The following is a 20743-nucleotide window of genomic DNA, read 5'->3' as shown; positions in this document are numbered from 1 at the left end:
AGCCAAACCCGATAAGATTATGCAATGTTTTTATAGTTACGCTTTGATCAAGAGTCTGAACGGATAACCTCAGTTTCAAAATGATTGCTCGCGTGTGGACATGTGCGATGTCACCGGGGAAGGCCGAAAGCGTGCCTCCCATTGGGCAACCGGCTGAACATTACACAGAGTCTGGCAAGATCATTTATTAAGTTTTGCGCGCTATCGATTGGCATGTGAAAACGAAAACTCCAGCGCTCAATTTATTAACGGCGTGGCGGTCTCTGTCAGCCCGAATGCGGATTCTCTTGGCGGCGTCAGCAATCGCGACATTCTGCGGTGCGATTGAGCTAGGCGAACCGCTCGAGGATATTCTGAAGGGCGCGAGGGATGTCGTCCGATCGCAACCTGCCAGTGGAAACATAATCGTCATTGGCGTCGACGATAAAACTGCGACGGAACTGGGTGGTGTATCTTTTTCGCGCACTGTCGATGCGCAGCTCGTCGATCGCTTGTTCGCGGCTGGAGTAAAATCGGTTTATTTCGATCGTGCATATTCGGACCCCACAACCGTCGCGGCGGATACGGCATTCGCAACAGCTTTGGCGAAGCATCGAGGGCGGGTTTATCTGGGCGCAATGACCCAAGTATCGGGCCAGAATTCGGGATTGCTATCGACCATTCTTCCAATTCCCCAATTTCGGAAAGCGGCCGACTACCGGTCGTTGAATGGATTTCGAACACCCTTCGCGCTTTCGGCTAAACTGACATTTTCGGACACCTTTGAAGGACGCGATGTTCCGTCCATCTCCACCGCAATGGCCGTGCTGCCCACCAGTAGGACCGGATTTTATCGGCCCGACTGGTCCATCCAGGCCAACACCGTACCCACTTATAGCTTCGTCGATATCGTCAAGGGACGAATCGATAAGCGGCTACTTGCTGGAAGGACCGTAGTCGTCGGTCCAACAGCACCAAGACTGAATGACTATCAGCAACTCGTATTCCAAGGCTGGATTCCGGGCGCATTTTTCCATGTTATCGGGGCGGAGACGCTCCTCCGTGGCACTCCGGTCAATTACGGCTGGATTCCGGCTATCCTCGTGGTCATCGGGCTCGGCTGTGTCTATTTATGGGCAAGTGCCCGTCGCGTTCGAACGACCGCCGTGATTATCGCGCTGGCGGCTTTGGTAGCATTGCCTGCGTTCCTGGATGCAGCGCTGATAACGGTCGATGTTCTGCCCGCATTGCTGTTGTTCCTGATAGTCGCTTATCGCGGACTTATGCTCCGTCGTATCGAAGCGTCCGAGCGGACAAACCCCCTGACCGGTCTGCTGAATATTCATGCGTTGCGCAACGGAACCGTGTTCCGCGACGCGACACTGGTGGCGATCAAGCTGAGGAACCAGTCGGAAATCGCGGCCAGCTTCGATGAAAGCGTCGGTGACAGGATTATACAGGAAGTGTGTCGGCGCCTTACCATCGGGCAGACCGAGACAGAGATATACCATGGCGACGACACGTTGTTGTGGATGACATCGCTGCCAATGGGCCTTGAACTGGCCCATCATATCGAAGGGCTTCATCAACTGTCGAAGCGGTCGATCACGCTCGATGGACGTGATGTAGATCTTTCGCTGGCCTTCGGCATTGATGCCGACTTCGAGCGGCCGATGACTAGTCGCATCGGAAGTGCCATGCTGTGCGCCGAAGAAGCTTCACAGGCGAATGACATCTGGAAGCTGTATGATCCCCATCGCCAGGACGAGGCAGCCTGGGCTCTATCGTTGATGAGTCGGCTCGATCACGCCATCGATACGCAAGAGCTATGGGTTGCATTTCAGCCCAAGGCTTCCGCTGCATCGGGAGAGATTATTGGGGCCGAGGCACTGGTTCGCTGGCAGCATCCCACCCGCGGCCTCATTAGTCCCGATCAATTCATTCCTGTGGCTGAAGAAGCCAACAGAATCGACCGGCTGACCGAATTCGTGCTGGATCGCGCGGTCGAGGGGGCTGCCAGTATAACCGCTCTCGGCCATTCGTTCAGTATCGCAGTCAATCTCTCGACACAGATGTTGCTGCGTCCGGACCTATCCGAAATGATCGACACGATACTTGCCCGTCACCAATTCCCCCACGCCTCGCTGACGCTGGAGATTACCGAAACCGGTCAATTGGTTTCATCGCCATTGAAGCTCGCCATGATGAAGAAACTGTCGCAGCGTGGGATTCAGGTTTCGATCGACGACTACGGAACCGGGAACGCGACGCTAGAATATCTTAAGTTGCTGCCATCGAACGAAGTAAAGATCGACCGTCGTTTCGTATTCAACATCGTAAACGACCAACTCGACCGCATCCTCGTCGAATCGACAATCGACGTAGCCCATAATCTTGGACGAACTGTAGTTGCCGAGGGAGTCGAGTCGGAAGCGGTGCGAGCCGCGCTTGTCGGCATGGGATGCGATGTCATTCAAGGGTTCCTCGTTGGCAAACCCGTTGATTTAGAAACATTAAAGCGCCGTGTCGGAATAGGTAGAGGGCAGCTACGTACTGGTTAACAACGCGTTTACCAAATTCCTTGATCCTTGGTTAAAATTACGTTAACCCTACTTCTTGCAAGCAGATCGCGCTCGCACGTTTTGGGGAACGCAGATGTCGAAGAAAATTGTTAAGCCAACTGTTCGTGGTGTTTGGTCGGGTTGGTCGAGCTTTTTTGGTTGGAACTGATCCAACCAATTTCGCGAAATACTCGCTGAATTGAATAGGCCTTGGGGAAACTCGAGGCCTTTTTCTTATCTAGCGTCGGCGCCGAAGATTATGGGCCAAACAACTTCTCCCCAGACTTAGGGCCGCGTCAGGCTCACAATGCGCGCGGGATCGATCCGCTCATCATGCCATTTCATCCCCCAGTGGAGATGTGGCCCTGTGGCGCGGCCTGTCTGGCCGATCGCGCCAATCTGCTGGCCCTGATGGACGTGGTCGCCAACCTTTACATCGATACGCGACAGATGGAGGAATGCGCTGTTCAGGCCCATGCCATGATCGACCATCAACAAATTGCCCTCTAGCGTGAAGGCGCTTGCCGCCGCCAGAATCACGACCCCGTCGGCTGGAGCCAGCACGGGGGCTCCCAGTCCGCCCGCGACATCGACGCCGCTATGCGGCGCGCCGGGTTGGCCTGCGTAAATGCGCTGTGATCCAAAACCACCGCTTATCCGCCCCCGCGCGGGCCATATAAACGATTGCCGCCAACCCTGACTGTCACTGACAACCCGGCGCGCCGCTTCAATCTGCGCCAGTTCAGCGGGCCGGCGCGCCTCGAACTCGGCATCGGGCTGGCTGTGATGCGGCAGCGTCGGCAAGCTTTCAATTCGCCACGCGCGCGATGCCACGTTGAGCCGCTCTGTAACCGACCGACCATCACGCAATGTTGCACTCAAGATGGCAACCGTCGTGTGATCGCGCCCGAAGGCAATGATAAATCGCCCATCGGGAGCAATTTCCACTTCCGCGCCATCCTTAACCAGACGGATGGTGCCTGTCGGCACAGTACCCAGCGCGACTCCGCCCTGTTGCGCAACACGGTCCAGCCGGAACGCACCGATCGAGGCGGGCGTGAACGACAAGGTGGTCGGTGGTGCGGCGAAGCCAGTCCCCGGCAGCGCGAGGATCGTCAGCGCTGCCCAGCGATGGGCCAGCTTCATTTGCCGAGCATGGCCTTTGTAGAAATCTCAGCCGAAGCATAAGGCTCTTGCTTCGCGACGCTCCAGTAACGCAGTTCCTCAAGCGGAATATGCTCGCCGCTCACCGCGCAAACGACGTGATCGCCTTGCGCCAACAACCGAAAGCCATTGGCCATGTAGTGGAGTTTCGCCGCGCGGCCGCCGGGGGACATGAGCATTTCAAATAACCTTTTTAGAACAAACTGTCCTGTTGAGGTTTATCATAAGCTGGTCGCGCCGCTCTCTCAACCCGCGCGTCCACAGGGCCATCTTGGAAGTGCAGCGTTAGTGCGCCCGCAGCCTGCGCCGCGCTGGCACTCGCCACCACGCCACCACCGCGCTTTTCAACCCTGGCGTAACCGCGCTCGAGCGGCTTATCCGGGTGCAGCGACTGAGCAACGCGCCACAACCGGTCGAGTTGTTCGCGAGCCTGTGCGATTGGTCGGTCCACGAGCCGCCTTTCGAGCCGCACACTCGCCAGTCGCTCCTGCGATCGACCGAGTCGCGCCTGTAACAGCGCGGGGCGCAAAGCGCCGCTCGCCCGGGCCACATCGCCGCGTGCCTCGGTCAGTCGATGGCCTAGCCCACGCCGCAAACGGCCGCTCAAATCGTCGGTTCGTTGGCGTTGTGGCCCGAGCAAACTATCCTGTTTCGGGAGTCTCGCCGCCAACGCACGCAGACGCTCCCCACCATGATCGTGATAGCGATGGGCGCAACGCAGGGTCCGACTCGCCAATTCCTGAACTGCCGCCAGCAGATCGCCGCGCACCGGCACCGCCATTTCGGCCGCAGCCGTAGGCGTCGGCGCGCGCACATCGGCGGCGAAATCGCACAGGCTGGTGTCGGTCTCATGCCCGACGGCCGATATAATCGGGATCGAACACGCCGCCACCGCACGAACGGCAACCTCCTCGTTGAACGCCCAAAGGTCCTCAACCGAACCGCCGCCGCGCGCGACGATCACCAGATCGGGCCGGTCCACACCCTGCATCGTGGAAAACCCATCGATAGCTCGCGCCACTGCTTGAGCAGCACCATTACCCTGCACGATTACCGGCCAGACGATGACCCGCACCGGGAATCGATCTGACAGGCGGTGCAATATGTCACGAATCACCGCGCCTGTTGGAGACGTCACCACCCCGATCGTGCGCGGCAGATAAGGCAGCGGTTTCTTGCGGGAAGCGTCGAACAGCCCCTCGGCCGCCAGCTTTGCCTTCAACTTTTCAAGCAAAGCCAGCATCGCGCCAGCACCCGCCAGTTCCAGCCGTTCGATTACGATCTGATATTTTGACCGCCCCGGATAGATCGTCAGCTTGCCCGTCGCGATAACGTCCGCACCATCCTCGGGCGCAAAGGCCAGCGCCGATGCTGTCGCCTTCCACATTACGCCGTCGATGACTGCCTTGTCGTCCTTCAGCGCAAGGTAGCAGTGCCCGGAAGCTACCCGCTTCCACCCCGAAATCTCGCCACGGATACGAACCCGGCCAAACCCATCTTCGACATGGCGCTTCAGCCGCGACGATAGTTCGGACACCGTAAGCGGTGCTGCGTTGTCGCCCGGCGCGCTCTCGGCTAACAGCCGCCCTTCGAAATCAATGAGGTCGTCCATGAATATCCTGCTGATCGGTAGCGGCGGCCGCGAACACGCGCTTGCATGGAAGCTCGCGCAGTCGCCCCTGACAGATAGCCTGTTCGCCGCGCCGGGCAATCCCGGCATTGCCGAACACGCCGAACTGGTGGTGCTGGACGCTGGCGATCACGCCGCTGTTGTCGCGTTCTGCAAGGCCAAAACTATCGGGCTTGTCGTAATCGGCCCTGAAGGACCGTTGGTTGACGGCCTTGCCGACAGTTTGCGCGCCGCCGATGTTCCGGCCTTCGGTCCAGGCAAACTGGCCGCACAACTGGAGGGGTCAAAGGGTTTTACCAAAGACCTTTGCGCGCTCCACAACATTCCCACCGCCGCGTTCAGTCGCCACGATAACGCTGCGAGCGCGCGCGTGTCCGTCGGCGCGTTCGGCTATCCAGTCGTCATCAAGGCAGACGGGCTTGCAGCGGGCAAAGGCGTCGTCATCGCTGAGAACGAGACCGAGGCACTGGCTGCAATCGATGCGATGTTCGACGGGGCGCACGGCATAGCGGGCACCGAAATCGTCATTGAGGAATTCCTGACCGGCGAAGAAGCCAGCTTGTTCGCGTTGACAGACGGAACCACCGTCGTTGCCTTCGGATCGGCGCAGGATCACAAACGTGTTGGCGAAGGCGATATCGGTCCGAATACGGGCGGCATGGGTGCATACAGTCCCGCCAGCGTGTTGACTCCGGCGCTGGAAGCCGAGGCAATGCGCCAAATTATCGAGCCGACGGTTACAGCGATGCGCGAGGCCGGAATGCCATTTGTCGGCGTGTTATATGCCGGACTGATGCTGACCCCGGACGGCCCAAAGCTCATCGAATATAATGCGCGGTTCGGTGATCCAGAAACACAGGTGCTTATGCCCCGTTTCGAAGGCGATTTGACAGCCTTGTTGCTCGCGGTGGCAACCGGTTCGCTTGCCACTGCGCCTTCCCTGCTCTTTTGTGAGAAAGCCGCACTTACCGTCGTAATAGCGGCGCGCGGATATCCCGGTGTGCCAGAAAAGGGCGGCAAGATTGATGGACTTGCACAGGCGGGCAAGCGGGGCTCGGTCGTCTTTCACGCAGGGACCAGCGCAAGCGAAGCGGGTTTAATCGCAACCGGCGGCCGTGTGCTGGCTGTTACCGCTTTGGGTCTCAATGTTACGGATGCAAAACGATCGGCTTATACTGCGATCGACTGTATAGATTTTCCGACAGGGTTTTATCGTAGAGATATCGGGTGGCGGGAAGTGCAACGCGAACTGGCGGCAACTTGATCCATTTTTGGCGCGCTGCTGGACATTTAACCGAATTTCTAGGATGCCGCTCAACAACGAGCCAACCACCCAGCAGGTGGCTACCTTCTATTATAACGATGCTCGCCAATGTCTTATAGGTTGCCCGAGCGGCAGGGGAAACTGATCTATGCTTAATTTAACGCAGCAATACTGGCCGATACTGGTTGTAGTGCTGCTTTTGGTCGTCGCAGGTGTCTTGTGGGTCCGACGTGGCAAGCATGTCGCGCTTGATCAGGAACAGTCGATCAGACCAACACTGTCGCGCGAGATTGCGCCGGTCGTTGACGAGCCCGAAATCAAACAACCCGCTTTCTTAATCGAGCCTATCGCCGGGACGCCCGATAATCTGCTCGAGATAAAGGGATTGGGGCCACGCATCGCCATGATGCTCAACGGTTTGGGCATAACACGATTCGAACAGATTGCGCGGCTAACTCCCGAGGAACAGGTCAACCTCGACCAGCATCTGGGGCCGTTCAAAGGCCGCATCGAACAGGACCGCTGGGTCGATCAAGCCCGAATTCTGGCTTCGGGGGACCGCGCCGCGTTCGAGAGTGAATTCGGCAAGATCAACGGCGGGTGAGCCGACAGGCGATTCGATCCTGGGGGGCAATTGCTTTGGCGACGCTTGCAGCGTCGGCTGCGCTGGGACAGTCGCTGAATGACGAACGCCGCGCTTTTTCTGATGCCCGCGCCAAGGCAAGTGCCGCTCAGCAACGTTCGCAGCGGCTCGAAATGTCAGCCGCCGCCGCTCGCAATCAAGCCGAGCAGGCCCGGTCGCGCTCTGCTGCCGTCGCTGCTCGGGTGCAGGGTGCAGAGGCGGATATCGATGCTGCCGAAGCACGGATTGCCATTATCGAACGATTGCGTCGTGATCAGCGTGCGCGACTGGCCATCCAACAGGGTCCAATGATTCGCCTTATGGCGGCGTTACAGGCGCTGGCCCGCCGCCCCGCCGCGCTTACTCTCGTTCAGCCCGGATCGCTCGACGATCTCGTCCATGTTCGCGCCCTGTTGTCCGCGATCGTTCCCGTGGTCGAGGCACGTACGGCGGGTCTTCGCGCCGAAGTTGCCCGTGGTCGTGATCTTCGGAATCAGGCGGATCGTGCGCTCGCCCTGTTTGCGCAAAGCCAGCAGGCGCTTGTTACACAGCGCAACACACTCGCGGCGTTGGCGCTGGAACGGCGCCGTGCATCGGATGCCCTGTCAGGCAGCGCCATCGTTGAACAGGATCGCGCGCTGGCGATGGGCGAGGAAGCGCGCGATATCGGCGAACTAATGACCCGGATCGGCGCGTCGGCTGAAGTACGCTCGACACTGGAGACGTTACCCGGCCCGACGCTACGCCCGATTAAGCCCGGAGAGGCGCGCGCGCTTCCAGCCGCAACGTCCGCCAACGCAACCGGCGGACAGGCACCCTATCGGCTCCCTGTGATCGGTCAGGTCATTACCGGGCTTGGCGAGGTATCTGCCACCGGCATCCGCGCGCGCGGCCTCACGATCGCCACGCGACCCGGCGCTCAGGTCGTTGCGCCCACAGGTGGCCGGATCGCATTTGCAGGCCCTTATCGCGGCTATGGCAATATCGTGATCGTCGATCATGGCCGGGGCTGGACCACGTTAATAACCAGCCTCGCCGCGCTCGACGTCCGGGTCGGAGATGCTGTTGATCAGGGTTCGCCAATCGGCAAGGCGGGTGCCTCTCGCCCGACGATTACGGTCGAATTACGAAAAATGGGTCAGCCCATCGATATCGCACGCCTCATCGGCTGACGGCAGTCTTATATACATTGGGATGCGGCCAATCGATGACCTTGTGGGTTGACCTGTTTTCACGGTAACGCATGTTGGATTCTCAAGGATATTCGATGCCGAAGTTCCCCCTGCGTGCGTTCCTGACCGTTTTCGCCATCGCGCTCGTTCCAGTGACAACAGCGGCTGTCGCGGCGGTCGATGTCAATGTTTACCGTAGCCTCGATACTTTCATCGCTGTGTTCGAACGCATTCGCGCCGACTACGTCGACAAGGTTGACGATCAAAAACTGATCAAAGGCGCGATCGACGGGATGCTAGCCAGCCTCGATCCGCATAGTTCGTACCTCGACGCCCGCGATTTCGAACAGATGCGGACGCAGACCGACGGCAATTACGGCGGTCTCGGCCTGACGGTCTCGATGGAAGACGGCGCAGTCAAGGTCATAGCGCCGACCGAGGATTCGCCCGCATGGCGCGCCGGGATCAAGGCTGGCGACTTCATCACACACCTGAACGGCACGCTGATTTTCGGTGGCACGCTGGATGAGGCGGTAGATCAGATGCGTGGCCAGCCTGGCACAACGGTTAAGCTGACCATCGTTCGCGCCGGTCGCGACAAGCCCTTCGATGTCACTATTACGCGTGAGATCATCGAACTGAAGCCGGTGAAATGGGAAGTCCGCGGCCAGGTCGGCTACATCAACATTAATGCGTTTTCGAAGGACACGGGCGTTGCCGTTCACGCGGCGCTTACCGGCATCGACAAGATGCTTGGCCACCAGCCGCTTGGCTATGTCGTCGATCTCCGCTCGAATCCCGGCGGCTTGCTCGACGAAGCAGTTTCGGTCAGCGACGACTTCCTCGACCATGGCGAAATTGTTTCCCAGCGCGGTCGCGACCGACGCGATATCGAACGTTATTTCGCCAAACCCGGCGACTTTGCCCACGGACTGCCAATCGTTGTGCTGGTCGATGCAGGCTCCGCTTCGGCAGCCGAAATCGTGGCCGGCGCGCTTCAGGATCAACACCGCGCGCTGGTCATGGGCGAGCGCACCTTTGGCAAGGGTTCGGTCCAGACATTGCTGCCGCTCAGCGATTCGACCGCGCTGCGCCTGACGACGGCGCGCTATTTCACGCCTTCGGGGCGTTCGGTTCAGGAGGGTGGCATCGAACCCGATCTGATCGTGCCGCAGTTGAGCGATCCCGATTACAAGACGCGGCCGCGTTTCCGCGAAGCTGACCTCCGTCGACACCTCATCAACGAGGCAAAGGTCGATAACAGCGTGCTCGAAGAAGACCAGAAAACTGACCCACGCTTCGTCGGGACACCCGAATCACTGAAGGCAAAGGGCATCACCGACTTCCAGTTGAGCTACGCGCTCGACACGATCGCCCGTCTTGCCAAGGCGCCCCCGGCGCAGGCGACGACGCGCAAGTGACCCGCCTCGACCGCGCCAACATCTTTGCCTTCGCAATGCCAGCCGCTTTGCTGGCAGGAGCGTGGGGCTCGCAGCTTATCGGCCATCTTTACCCTTGCGAGATGTGCCACTGGCAGCGCTGGCCGCATTACGCCGCACTCGGCATTGCATTGCTCGCCTTCCTGATCAAGCCAATGCGGTCACCGCTCGTTGTGCTTGCTGCCTTTGCCATTCTGATTTCAGGCGGGATCGGCGTCTGGCACGCGGGCGTCGAATATCATTGGTGGCAGGGCATCACGACCTGCTCTCGCATCGGTGGCGGGACACTCGCAGATATCATGGCTGCGCCGCTGATCCGCTGCGATACTGCTCAATGGACACTATTCGGCATCTCGCTGGCCGGATTCAATGCGATCATTTCGATCGCGGGCGGTCTGCTCATCCTGAACCTGCTGAGGAAGCCGCGATGAGCCTCAGGGCCGACACCGAATCGATGATTCGCGTCGATCAGGCTGGTGAATATGGCGCGACCCGTATTTATGCTGGGCAGTTGGCTATCATGAACGGCCGCAGCCCCGCTGCGCGCACGATCGCCCGGATGGCGGCTCAGGAGGAACGCCATCGCAAAACTTTCGATCGGATGATTGTAGAACGCGGTGTTCGTCCGACTTTGCTTCAGCCAATCTGGAATGTCGCGGGCTACGGACTCGGCATGGCAACGGCATTGCTTGGCCCCGCGGCGGCGATGGCCTGCACCGTCGCGATAGAAACCGAAATCGACCGCCATTACGGTCAGCAGATCGTTGAACTGGGGAGCAGAGACCCCGAATTGTCTGAAGCCGTTGCAGATTTTCAGGCCGAGGAAGTAGAGCATAGAACACTCGCGGCCGAAGCGCCGGGCACAGATGATTTTCCTTTGATGTCGGCAGCGATCCGGTTGGGTTGTCGAGTGGCGATTGCGGTAACGAAACGGATATGAATCCGGCCATGATGCGTTCATGTCGATGATGAGAGGTACTCCAATGCGCAAAATTCTGATCGCCGCCCTGATGTTAGCCCCCGCCACTTTATCATTGCCGGCTTTCGCCCAAAATGCAGTGAACGATCGCGTGCTGACGATCTTCGGGAATGACACCTGCCCCAAGGACACGATCTGCGTTCGCGGGTCCGAGGCCGATCGGTATCGCATTCCCAAACAGTTTCGAAACACGGGACCGATTGCGCCCGCCAATCAGGCTTGGGGGGCACGCGCGCAGGGAACGATAGATGCAGGTGCTCGCACTGGCACGGGTAGTTGCTCAGCAGTCGGCGCGGGTGGTTGGACCGGATGCTATCTCCAGCAGATGCAGGCGGCCCGCGCTGAGCGCAAAGCCGATGCTGAGGCAGCGCCCGACGTTAAGCCATAAGCGTGTAAAGCCTTCGCGACTGATAACAGAGTTCCGTTTGGCCTGATACGATCGCTCGTTGCGCAGAAAGTCGAACAGATGGAGCTATTTACCACCTGAATTGTTGGTCACCCGACAGGGAGACACTTCATGGCAACAGCAAAGATTTTTGACGATCTCAAGGCCGATCACGATCGCCACCGCGAAGTTCTAAGCGCAATCGCCGATGCAAAGGGCGATAAGAAAACCCGCGCCGGTCTCTTCGAAAAATTCCGCATCGACGTATCGGGACATGCCGCGGCCGAGGAGCAATCCCTCTATGCCACGATGATGATGGACCCCGAAATGCAGGACGACGCGCGCCATTCAGTTTCCGAACACAAGGAAGTCGACGACATGCTGACCGAGCTTTACCAGCAGGAGGTCGATACGCCTGAATGGAGCCGGAAATTCACTCAGATGCGAACGCGTTACGATCACCATATCACCGAGGAAGAAGAGGAAATGTTTCCCAAGGCTGCCGAACATCTGTCGGACGCCGATGAAGTCCGACTCGCGAAGGTTTTTGAGAAGCGCAAGCCAGCCGAAAGCCAGAAAGCTGCGGAAACCAACCCTACGGAAAAGGAAGAGAAGGAATAGTTCGGTCGCGACCGGACTGAGGTGCAGCCCAGTCTTTGTCCCATTGCCCTTGCTCCATGTTTTGCTAGGGCGCGGGCATGATCGAAAACATTATCGGCTGGCTGGCCGGCTTCATCGTCGCGTTCATTTCGGCCACTGGCTATCTGGGCGTCGCGCTTTTGATGGCTATCGAATCGGCTTGCATACCGCTGCCCAGCGAAATCATCATGACGTTTGCCGGATATCTCGTCGCGACGGGTCAATTGAACTTGTGGCTGGTGGCAACGGCCGGTGCCATCGGCTGCAATATCGGATCGGTCATCGCCTATGAAGCAGGTAAGCGCGGCGGTCGTCCGATCGTCGAGCGCTGGGGCCGTTATATCTTGATCGACAAACACGACCTCGATCGCGCCGACGTTTTTTTCGCAAAACACGGCAGCGTGGCAGTGTTGATCGGCCGTCTGCTCCCGGTCATTCGCACATTTATCGCTTTTCCGGCGGGTGTCGCACGGATGCCGCTCGGCAAATTCCATTTCTATACGTTCATCGGGTCGTGGCCGTGGTGCTTCATGCTGGCATGGGTCGGCATGAAACTCGGCAGCGCATGGGACACGGACCCCCGCGTAAAGGCGGCTTTTCATGACGCCCATCTGATTATCGTAGCGGTTATCCTTGTCGCAGGCGTCTGGTTCGTCTGGCACAAACTTCGGAAACGATAATTATTCCGCCGCAAGCAAAGCCTCGGCGCCGCCCAGATCGACCGACACCAACCGGCTGATCCCCTGTTCGACCATCGTAACGCCGTACAGTCGGTGCATCCGGCTCATCGTCACGGCGTTGTGTGTCACGACCAGGTAGCGGGTGGCAGTAGTATTCGCCATCGTGTCGAGTAGATCGCAAAACCGTTCGACATTCGCATCGTCGAGCGGCGCATCGACCTCATCCAAAACGCATAGCGGCGCAGGATTGGTCAGGAACAATCCGAAAATCAGCGCGACCGCCGTCAGCGCCTGCTCACCACCCGACAACAGGGTAAGACTCGTCAGCTTCTTGCCCGGAGGCTGCGCCATAATCTCTAGCCCGGCTTCGAGAGGATCGTCCGAATCAATCATCTCCAGATGTGCTTCGCCGCCATTAAACAGAGTTGCGAACAGTTTGCGAAAATGTCCGTCGACCGCATCGAATGCCACGCGCAGCCGTTCGCGCCCTTCGCGATTGAGACTGCCGATCGACCCCCGAAGCCGATGTGTCGCCTCGGTCAGTTCGGCGTGTTCGGCAAATGATTGATCGCGCGCCGCCTCGATTTCGACCAGTTCGGTTTCCGCGACGAGATTGACTGGACCCAGCCGCTCACGATCCAGCGTCAGGCGATCGAGCCGGGTCGATTCATCCGCGACGGTCCCGACCGAATGCGCCGAAAACCCCTGTTTTTCCGGCAACACCGGCGGCGGGCATTCGAAACGCTCGCCCGAAACGCGGCTCATCTCGACGCGCCGCAATTCCTGATTTTCGGCGCGTGCCTGTGCGCCCGCACGCGCCTCTCGAGCGGCAGCGAGGGTTTCAGCGGCGCGAGCGGCATCGCCTTCGCGCATCCGTAGCGCCGCTTCGGCATCGCGTTCGGCGACAACGGCAGCTTCGCTCGCAATCGCAAGCGTCCGTGTTTCGGCGTCCAGCCCATCCAGATTTGCGGTCGCACGATCCGGCGCATCGGACAGGCGTGCAGCCTCTTCATCGAGGGCCGCCGCGCGGCGCGTCATCTCTTCGACACGCTTGCCCGCCTTGCCACTACGCGCGCGCCAGCCGTCCGCTTCCTCTCGAGCCGCAACCAAACGCGCGTTATCGACCGCCAATGCGTTTTCAAGTGCCGCCAGCACTGCCCGCTGAGCCGCTATCGATGTCCGCAGTTCGACATTTGCACGTTCGAGTTTCGGATATTCGTCATCAGCCTGCGGAGAGGGCAATAATCCAAGAGCATCTGTCGCCTGCCCCTCGGCATCCCGCGCGGTCCGCACATCATTGTCGGCACGGGCGATCCGTTCATCCAGATCGACGTATCGCGCGGTGACGCGATCGACCTCTGCATTCGCAGCATCTTCGGCGCGCAGAGCAGCACGAAGCGCAGTATCCGCAGCATCCCGCGCACGCCGCGTGTCGGCAAGCACGGATGCGGCAAGCGCCACGCCCTCACGCGTCCGGTTTAGAAAAGCGACACTGGTTTCCGCATCGACCCTCGCTTGCGGAAGCTGCGCTTCGAGAGCGATCAGGCGATTACGACGCTTGAGCCGCTCAGCAGCGGCACCGCCCACACCCTCTGCAACGAAACCATCCCAACGGCGCATACGTCCGTCACGCGTGACCAAACGCTGCCCCACCAAAAGGGTTTGGCCGGTGTCATCATCCACCACAACGACCTGCGCAAGCCTGCGACCAAGTTCGGATGGCGCAGACACATAAGCCGATAGCGGCTGCCCCGAAAGCACAGGGTCGCCGGGAAGCACGGCTGTTCCCACCCATTTGCGCGTGGCCGTCGATGCGGCGCCAATTTCGGCCCCAAGATCATCGGCAAGTGCAGCAGCAAGCGCGGCTTCGTAACCGGGAGAGGCAGTAATTCGATCGAGCGCACCGCCGTTTGTGACGCTTTCAGTTGCCAGCGACCGTGCTTCACTTTCAAGCGATGCCAGCGCGGCGCGCGTGGCGGCGTGGTTACTTTCGGCAGAACTGACATTTTCCGAAGCTGTCACGCGATCGGCTTCGGCCTGAACAAGCGCGGCGACTGCACCGGCGATTTTTGCTTCGGCCACCGCTCTGGCGTCGCTCGCGGCTGTACTTGCCGCCCGTACCCCGTCGACCGGCAACAATCGCGCACGCTCACCAATCAACCGTTCACGATCCGACAGGGCGCGCGCCACCACAGCACCGGCGGCGTTCATCGCGGCCGTTGCCACCCGCAACTCGGCATCGCGTCGTGCCTGCGCCGCCATGGCCTGCGCCAGCGCGACCTCTGCCGCGTGCCCCTCTCGCTCGACCGCATCCAGTTTCGACGCCTGACCGGGCCGCTCCGCCGCCGCAGTCGCGATCCGTATCTCCAGTCGCCCAATTTCTTCGGAAAGGCGCGTCAGGGCATCGCCAGCATCGCGCGCCAACTCCCCTTCTCGCGCACGGTCCCCTTCCAGACGGTCGCGCTGTTCGACCAGCGTCGCAATCCGTGTCTCGAGCGCCGTGCGTTCCGCCTCTGCCGTCGCCAGCCTGTGCCGTGAATCCGATACCGCATCGCGAGCGACCTGCGCCACGACCCGGAGATCGGCCAATCGCGTCGTCCCTTCGCGGACCCACGCCGCCACTCCGACCTGCGCGTCGTTCGCTGTCCGAACGGCATCGTCGGCGGCCTTTGCTTCGGCACGGGCCGTATCCGCAGCGGCGGCGGCATCGCGCCACCGCGCATAGATCAACCGCGCCTCGGCTTGTCGAATCTCGTCGCTAAGCCTGCGGTATTTCTCCGCCGACCGTGCCTGTCGCCGTAACTGGGCAATGCGATTATCCATGTCGGCAAGCAGTTCGGATACGCGGGCAAGATTGGTTTCAGTCGCCTTCAGCCTGATTTCCGCCTCGCGCCGCCGAACATGGAGTCCGGCAATGCCCGCCGCTTCCTCAAGCATGGCGCGACGCTCTGCGGGCTTTGCCGCGATCACGGCTCCGATGCGCCCCTGACTGACCAGTGCGGGCGAATGCGCGCCGGTCGCGGCATCGGCAAAGATCAACTGGGCATCGCGCGCGCGCGCGTCACGGCCATTGATCCGATAAGCAGAACCAGCGCCACGTTCGATACGGCGGACGACTTCGACATCATCGTCGTCATCGCGGGTCGCCAATATCGAGACTTCGGCAAACTGACGTTGCGGGCGAGTTGCGGTACCGGCGAAAATTACGTCGTCCATCGCCGCGCCGCGCAACGATTTTGCCGACCCTTCACCCATTGCCCAACGGATCGCCTCCAGCAAATTGGATTTGCCGCAACCGTTGGGGCCGACGACGCCGGTCAGGCCCGGCAATATGCGCAGCTCGACGGGATCGATGAAGCTTTTGAAGCCGGTCAGTTTGACCCGCGCAAACTGCATTATGCGTTAGGCGCCAGCGGCTTTAAGCGCCTTTTCCACACCTTCCCAAGTGTTGATGTCAGCCATCACATCGCCATTCAAGATGAAGGTCGGCGTTCCCGAGATGTGGTATTTCGTGTCGGCAGTCGCCAGCGACTTGTTGATCTTGTCGATGACAGTGTTGTCGGCAAGGCAAGCATTGGACTGCGCCGCAGTCACGCCGCGCTGTTCGACGAATTCGCGATAACCGATTGTATCAGCCCAGAATGCTGCCTGCTGGATCGGGGTCATCCCCTGAATCTTGCCCTGAGTTTCAGGGGGAGTTTTTCAAGCTTTGGCAGCATCTCTGGTTGAGCCGCGAACATCTGTTCCAGGATCGTGAAGAATGGGGCCGGACCGCCGCAACGGCCCAGCATTATTGCAGCAAGATCGGGCGCGTGGATCGGGAAGTCGCGGAATTCGTAGCTAACCTTACCGCTCTCGATATATTTGGGGAGGCCAGTGCTGCTGTCGGCAGAAAACTTTGCACAATGCGGGCAGGTCCGTGATCCGTATTCGACCAGTTTCAATGCTGCATCGGGATTTCCCATGCGAAACCCACCGTCGGCCGTTTCGCTAACCGTGGTCGCCCAGTCGGTCCCGATCGGTGCCTTTGCCGCCGCGACCGGAGCCGACGACGATGTATTCCCGTCCTTGCTCCCGCACGATGCGATCAGGGCAAATGCGGGAAGGGCGAGCAAGGCAAAACGGTTCATCGGCATTTCCTATTATTTCTGCGCAACGGCGGAGCGTAATTTCTCTTCGACCTGCGCCCATGTCGAAAGTGGGAGGGATTGCCCATTGATAAGAAACGCGGGTGTACCGGGGATCTTGCGAACTTCCCAAGCTTCCCTGGTCAGCCCCATCACGGTCGCCTGTGTCGGCTTGTCGATCAGGCACGCGTTGACCTGAGCCACCGTATAGCCACGCGCGACCATGAAGTCAGTCAGTCCGGCACCCTTTGCCACCGCGATCAGCGCATCATTGACCGGCGCGCTTTCGGGCAGCACATTGCTTGCCTCGAATGCGGTGGCCTTTGTTATTAATGCTTCCTGCGCGCCGAACAGGGCCTCGCTATTGCCGAAAAAGCGTGATGGGCCGCCACAGCGGGCCAGCACGGCGGCTGTAAAATCATAACGATCGCGCACGGCATTGCGCATTTCGACCGCAACCGTACCCTTGCTGACAAAGCCGGACCTGATCGGGCCAGAAGCTTCGCCCGTGAAATGGGCGCAATGTGGGCAAGAATAGCTGAGATATTCGACAAACCGGACCTTCGCCTTCGGATTGCCCAGGACATAGGCACCGTTGGGTGCGCGCGTGACGGTTTGGGTCCAATCGGGCGCAGCGGCAGCGACGGTGAACGGAGCCAATAGAGCGAACAGGGCAAGCAGGAAACGCATCAGCTGATCTTTCCAAGTGAAACCGAAAGCGCCGTTGCAGCGGCAACACCCTGAGCGAGCGATTCGAGAACCGCCTTCAACTCAGGGTCGGCAATCGTGCGCAGCGATTCGCCGAGTTCGACCGGGACCACCACAAAGGGTTGCGGCGCGGCGCGGAGTTTGGGCGCGGGCAGGTCGCCCTGTCGCATGACGACGCGAACGACGGCCGCATAGCCGAAAAAACGGTTTACCCGTTCGATGATGACAGGCGTGACGTGCTGCATCATCGGAGCGTGCGCGCCCGCGACGGTCAGGGTCAGGACGCCGTTCGACCGCGCGCCGTTGGGAAAGCGGATCGATTCGGGGGCCGTCACCTTAGCATAGCGTTCACCGACGATCTCGCCCCACCGGCTCACGATCGAGGATTGCACAAAGCCGAATCGGCGGAATGCAGCGCGTCCGATGTCGGGCACAATCTCTGAAACGCTACGCGCACGTCCGCCCCGCGCACGCTCTGGAGCAGCGGATTTGGCGGGAACTGGCTTTTCACGTTTCGGCATTGGCCCACCTCTGCCACAAGCGGTCGGTGTCCGTCGATATCCCAATTTCCGCAAAACTACTTCGCTGGTACGATGCCCATGCTCGCGACCTGCCGTGGCGCAGTCCACCGGGGTCGTCGCCGCCCGATCCGTATCGCGTGTGGCTGTCGGAAATCATGCTTCAGCAGACGACGGTTGGAGCGGTTAAGCCTTATTTTGCGAAGTTCACGGCGCGCTGGCCGACCGTGGATAGGCTGGCGGCTGCGGACGATGCCGATGTGATGGCTGCGTGGGCGGGGCTTGGTTATTATGCACGGGCGCGCAATCTGCTTGCCTGCGCGCGAGCCATTGTTGCGGGACACGGAGGAGTGTTTCCAGCGAACGAGGGTGATTTGCGGACACTTCCGGGGGTGGGTACCTATACCGCCGCCGCCATTGCAGCGATTGCGTTTCACCAGCGAGCGGTTGTAGTTGATGGCAACGTCGAACGCGTGGTATCGCGGTTATTCGCGGTGGAAACGGCACTGCCCTCATCGAAACCGGAACTATGGCGTCTGACAGACACCGTTACCCCGGAAACCCGCGCCGGAGATTTCGCGCAGGCGATGATGGATCTCGGCAGCACGATCTGCACACCGCGCCACCCGTCGTGCCTGATATGTCCACTGCAAACCGATTGCCTCGCCACGCGGAATGACCCCGCCAGCTATCCGCGTCGTGCCGCGAAGGTCGCCAAGCCCGAACGCAGCGCGACCGCGTTCTGGATCGAACGTGACGGACAGGTGCTACTTATCCGCCGCCCACAATCGGGCTTGCTTGGCGGGATGCGCGCTTTTCCATCGACGCTTGAGACGAAAGCCGCATCGGTGGATCAGGCCTCGTTTCATCAGGGCGAGCCTGCCGGCGAAATCGTCCACGTCTTCACCCACTTCCGCCTGACGCTGTCGATACGGATCGGCACTCCCGAAACAGGTTGTAACATATCAACGGACGGGGAATGGTGGCCGATAGACCTGCTTGAAGAAGCCGGGTTGCCAAGCGTCTTCGCAAAAGTCGCGACAGTGATGATGGAGAAAGTAACAATATGAACGACACGGTATTGGGATGGAGCCTGTGACGGGTTTCACAGGGTCGCCACTCGACCGCGTCGATCATATCCGCAGCGATCGCGAAGGTTACGCGGCACTCCGCTATGACTGGCGGGGGCGGTTGCTGGCGCTCGACGGACTCGATCCGCGGCTTTCGGACGAGGGCGAACTTGTGTGGCTGAGCCTTGCCGAACTGTCCGATGATGCTGAGGTCGTGCTTCTGGGCGTTCTGGACAACAAGCCGCACTTCATTTCCGTGCCCGCGCAAGTTTCCGGCAGTGCTATGCGATCCCCGTCCATGTGGCGCGCGCTGAACGTACTGCCGGCCGAACAATCGGCAATTTACGGTACCGCGCACAGCCTCATCACCTGGCACAATACACACCGTTTCTGCGCTCGTTGTGGATCGACCACGACAATATTCCGCGCAGGCTGGGGCCGTAAATGCGACAGTTGCGGCACAGAGCATTTCCCACGCACCGACCCCGTCGTGATCATGCTCGCTGAATATGAGGGAAAGGTTCTCGTCGGTCGCCAGTCACGTTTTCCGCCCGGCAATTATTCGGCACTGGCAGGTTTCCTGGAACCCGGCGAATCGATCGAAGAAGCAGTGCGCCGCGAATTGTTCGAGGAATCGGGCGTGGCAACCGGCACCATCCGTTATGTCGCCAGTCAACCGTGGCCGTTCGGCGGATCGCAACTGATGATCGCGTGCGTCGCCGAAGCACTCGATAACGAGATCACGCTCGACACCAAAGAACTCGAAGACGCGATGTGGGTGACGCGCGAGGATGTTCGCGCTGCCTTATCGGGTGACGAAGATGCCCGTTTCAAAGCTCCGCCCCCGTTCGCGATTGCGAACAGCCTGCTGCAAAGCTGGCTAATTGATCAGGACGCCGCCCGCCCCCGCGCTTTGGGATAGCTACCAAGCAGTCGCACCCATTTCGAATGGAACGCCAGTTCCTCCAGGGCGCGCGCAACGGCGGGATCCTCTGGATGCCCCTCGATATCGGCAAAAAACTCGGTCGCGGCAAAGCTCGCGCCGCGCTGATAGCTTTCCAGCTTGGTCATGTTGACGCCATTGGTCGCAAAGCCGCCCATCGCCTTATACAGCGCGGCTGGCACGTTCTTTACCTGGAAGATCAGCGATGTGATGACCGGCCCCTCGATTCGGCGGTCGGGTTCCCTCAGCGCCAGAATAACGAAGCGCGTCATATTGTCGTCGGAATCCTCGATGCCCTGTTCGAGCGTCTTTAGGCCATAGATTTCGGCAGCCAGCGGAGGCGCGATGGCGGCAGTTTTCGCATTACCACCCTCGACCACCAAAGCCGCTGCGCCCGCCGTGTCGTCGTAGGCGATCGGTCGAATACCCCGAGCCCGCAACCAGTGGCGGCATTGTCCCAGAGCCTGCGGATGGCTGACCGCCTCATGCACATCGGCCAGTTCACCCAGCCCCATCAGGGAATAGCGAATCGGCAAGAAATGTTCGCCGGTTATGACCAGCCCCGATTCGGGCAGCAGAAAATGAATGTCGGCCACGCGCCCATGCAACGAATTTTCGATCGGAATCATCGCGCAATCGGCACGACCTTCTCTCACCGCGTCGATGGCATCCTCGAACGCAAAGCACGGCAGAGGCAGCCCATCGGGGAAAGCCTGATTTACCGCGATGTGCGAATTCGCCCCCGGTGCCCCCTGAAACGCAACCGTGCGCTCCGGTTCGGCGGCTGCGGCGGCGATCATCGCGGCGACGATCGGGCGGGCTGGTGCTGGATAGCGGTTCATGAGCGGATGAGCGCCTAAAGC

The 20743-nt window shown here is 60.0% G+C and carries 21 protein-coding genes; 12 read left to right on the top strand and 9 right to left on the bottom strand.

Translation table 11 applies throughout. The features are described from left to right. The first annotated feature begins 287 nt into the window (after window positions 1-287). Window positions 288-2540, top strand: a complete 2253-nt coding sequence (locus tag D3Y57_RS13255; RefSeq protein ID WP_162987112.1) for an EAL domain-containing protein — start codon at window positions 288-290, stop codon at window positions 2538-2540. 285 nt (window positions 2541-2825) lie between these two features. On the opposite strand, the gene D3Y57_RS13250 is transcribed toward D3Y57_RS13255, so the two are convergent. Genes D3Y57_RS13250 through xseA form a run of 3 tightly spaced genes read right to left on the bottom strand, consistent with a single transcriptional unit; the run spans window position 2826 to window position 5316 of the window. After that, a complete protein-coding gene (locus D3Y57_RS13250) occupies window positions 2826-3686 on the bottom strand; it encodes a M23 family metallopeptidase (protein ID WP_121153374.1) in 861 nt (286 codons plus the stop codon). Further along, window positions 3683-3883 carry a DUF2093 domain-containing protein gene (locus tag D3Y57_RS13245; RefSeq protein ID WP_121153373.1) on the bottom strand — a complete coding sequence of 67 codons (201 nt, stop codon included), beginning with the start codon at window positions 3881-3883 and terminating at the stop codon, window positions 3683-3685. The genes D3Y57_RS13250 and D3Y57_RS13245 overlap by 4 nt, the downstream gene beginning before the upstream one ends. Before the next feature lie 14 nt (window positions 3884-3897). Then, the gene (gene xseA, locus D3Y57_RS13240) at window positions 3898-5316 is read right to left on the bottom strand and encodes an exodeoxyribonuclease VII large subunit (protein WP_121153372.1); all 1419 of its coding nucleotides are present in this window, start codon (window positions 5314-5316) and stop codon (window positions 3898-3900) included. On the opposite strand from xseA, the gene purD reads away from it, so the two are divergent. The 9 genes from purD (at window position 5315) to D3Y57_RS13195 (ending at window position 12514) form a co-directional block, all read left to right on the top strand. Then, complete coding sequence (gene purD, locus D3Y57_RS13235; RefSeq protein WP_121153371.1) at window positions 5315-6598, top strand: phosphoribosylamine--glycine ligase; 1284 nt, start codon at window positions 5315-5317, stop codon at window positions 6596-6598. The genes xseA and purD overlap by 2 nt on opposite strands. A gap of 148 nt (window positions 6599-6746) precedes the next feature. Beyond that, window positions 6747-7202 (top strand): hypothetical protein, encoded by a 456-nt coding sequence (locus D3Y57_RS13230; RefSeq protein ID WP_121153370.1) that lies wholly within the window; start codon window positions 6747-6749, stop codon window positions 7200-7202. A 35-nt stretch (window positions 7203-7237) separates the two neighbouring features. Then, entirely contained in the window at window positions 7238-8392 is a 1155-nt protein-coding gene (locus tag D3Y57_RS13225) for a murein hydrolase activator EnvC family protein (RefSeq protein ID WP_121153369.1), read from the top strand. 95 nt (window positions 8393-8487) lie between these two features. Further along, on the top strand, window positions 8488-9813 hold the full coding sequence (locus tag D3Y57_RS13220) for a S41 family peptidase (protein WP_121155902.1): 1326 nt from the start codon (window positions 8488-8490) through the stop codon (window positions 9811-9813). Next, the gene (locus tag D3Y57_RS13215; protein ID WP_121153368.1) at window positions 9810-10262 is read left to right on the top strand and encodes a disulfide bond formation protein B; all 453 of its coding nucleotides are present in this window, start codon (window positions 9810-9812) and stop codon (window positions 10260-10262) included. Before D3Y57_RS13220 ends, D3Y57_RS13215 begins: the two co-directional genes overlap by 4 nt. After that, the gene (locus tag D3Y57_RS13210; RefSeq protein WP_121153367.1) at window positions 10259-10771 is read left to right on the top strand and encodes a demethoxyubiquinone hydroxylase family protein; all 513 of its coding nucleotides are present in this window, start codon (window positions 10259-10261) and stop codon (window positions 10769-10771) included. Before D3Y57_RS13215 ends, D3Y57_RS13210 begins: the two co-directional genes overlap by 4 nt. A 43-nt stretch (window positions 10772-10814) precedes the next feature. After that, window positions 10815-11198 carry a hypothetical protein gene (locus tag D3Y57_RS13205; protein WP_121153366.1) on the top strand — a complete coding sequence of 128 codons (384 nt, stop codon included), beginning with the start codon at window positions 10815-10817 and terminating at the stop codon, window positions 11196-11198. Window positions 11199-11327: 129 nt separating this feature from the next. Next, on the top strand, window positions 11328-11816 hold the full coding sequence (locus D3Y57_RS13200) for a hemerythrin domain-containing protein (RefSeq protein WP_121153365.1): 489 nt from the start codon (window positions 11328-11330) through the stop codon (window positions 11814-11816). A 77-nt stretch (window positions 11817-11893) separates the two neighbouring features. Next, on the top strand, window positions 11894-12514 hold the full coding sequence (locus D3Y57_RS13195; RefSeq protein ID WP_121153364.1) for a DedA family protein: 621 nt from the start codon (window positions 11894-11896) through the stop codon (window positions 12512-12514). On the opposite strand, the gene D3Y57_RS13190 is transcribed toward D3Y57_RS13195, so the two are convergent. Genes D3Y57_RS13190 through D3Y57_RS13175 form a run of 5 tightly spaced genes read right to left on the bottom strand, consistent with a single transcriptional unit; the run spans window position 12515 to window position 17870 of the window. Continuing rightward, window positions 12515-15910 carry a chromosome segregation SMC family protein gene (locus tag D3Y57_RS13190; RefSeq protein WP_121153363.1) on the bottom strand — a complete coding sequence of 1132 codons (3396 nt, stop codon included), beginning with the start codon at window positions 15908-15910 and terminating at the stop codon, window positions 12515-12517. Window positions 15911-15916: 6 nt separating this feature from the next. Then, window positions 15917-16180: a DsbA family protein gene (locus D3Y57_RS21160; RefSeq protein ID WP_277873307.1), complete on the bottom strand. Its 264-nt coding sequence runs from the start codon at window positions 16178-16180 to the stop codon at window positions 15917-15919. Beyond that, complete coding sequence (locus D3Y57_RS21155; protein ID WP_277873306.1) at window positions 16177-16644, bottom strand: thioredoxin domain-containing protein; 468 nt, start codon at window positions 16642-16644, stop codon at window positions 16177-16179. The genes D3Y57_RS21160 and D3Y57_RS21155 overlap by 4 nt, the downstream gene beginning before the upstream one ends. Before the next feature lie 12 nt (window positions 16645-16656). Next, complete coding sequence (locus tag D3Y57_RS13180) at window positions 16657-17331, bottom strand: DsbA family protein (protein ID WP_121153362.1); 675 nt, start codon at window positions 17329-17331, stop codon at window positions 16657-16659. Then, window positions 17331-17870: a DUF721 domain-containing protein gene (locus D3Y57_RS13175; RefSeq protein ID WP_121155900.1), complete on the bottom strand. Its 540-nt coding sequence runs from the start codon at window positions 17868-17870 to the stop codon at window positions 17331-17333. Before D3Y57_RS13175 ends, D3Y57_RS13180 begins: the two co-directional genes overlap by 1 nt. Window positions 17871-17896: 26 nt before the next feature. Here D3Y57_RS13175 and mutY point away from each other — a divergent pair, with 26 nt between their 5' ends. Both mutY and nudC read left to right on the top strand, forming a co-directional pair. After that, window positions 17897-18937, top strand: coding sequence for an A/G-specific adenine glycosylase (mutY, locus tag D3Y57_RS13170; RefSeq protein WP_239025832.1), 1041 nt, complete (start codon window positions 17897-17899; stop codon window positions 18935-18937). Window positions 18938-18953: 16 nt separating this feature from the next. Beyond that, entirely contained in the window at window positions 18954-19859 is a 906-nt protein-coding gene (gene nudC / locus D3Y57_RS13165) for an NAD(+) diphosphatase (protein WP_121153360.1), read from the top strand. Here the strand turns inward: nudC and D3Y57_RS13160 are convergent. Then, window positions 19826-20722 carry a prephenate dehydratase gene (locus tag D3Y57_RS13160; protein WP_121153359.1) on the bottom strand — a complete coding sequence of 299 codons (897 nt, stop codon included), beginning with the start codon at window positions 20720-20722 and terminating at the stop codon, window positions 19826-19828. The two genes, nudC and D3Y57_RS13160, sit on opposite strands and share 34 nt — an antisense overlap. Window positions 20723-20743: the final 21 nt, after the last annotated feature.

The organism is Sphingomonas paeninsulae (assembly GCF_003660165.1).
Lineage (GTDB): Bacteria > Pseudomonadota > Alphaproteobacteria > Sphingomonadales > Sphingomonadaceae > Sphingomonas_O > Sphingomonas_O paeninsulae.
Note: the sequence above shows the minus strand (reverse complement) of the source record. Positions and strands in the feature narration are given on the sequence as shown.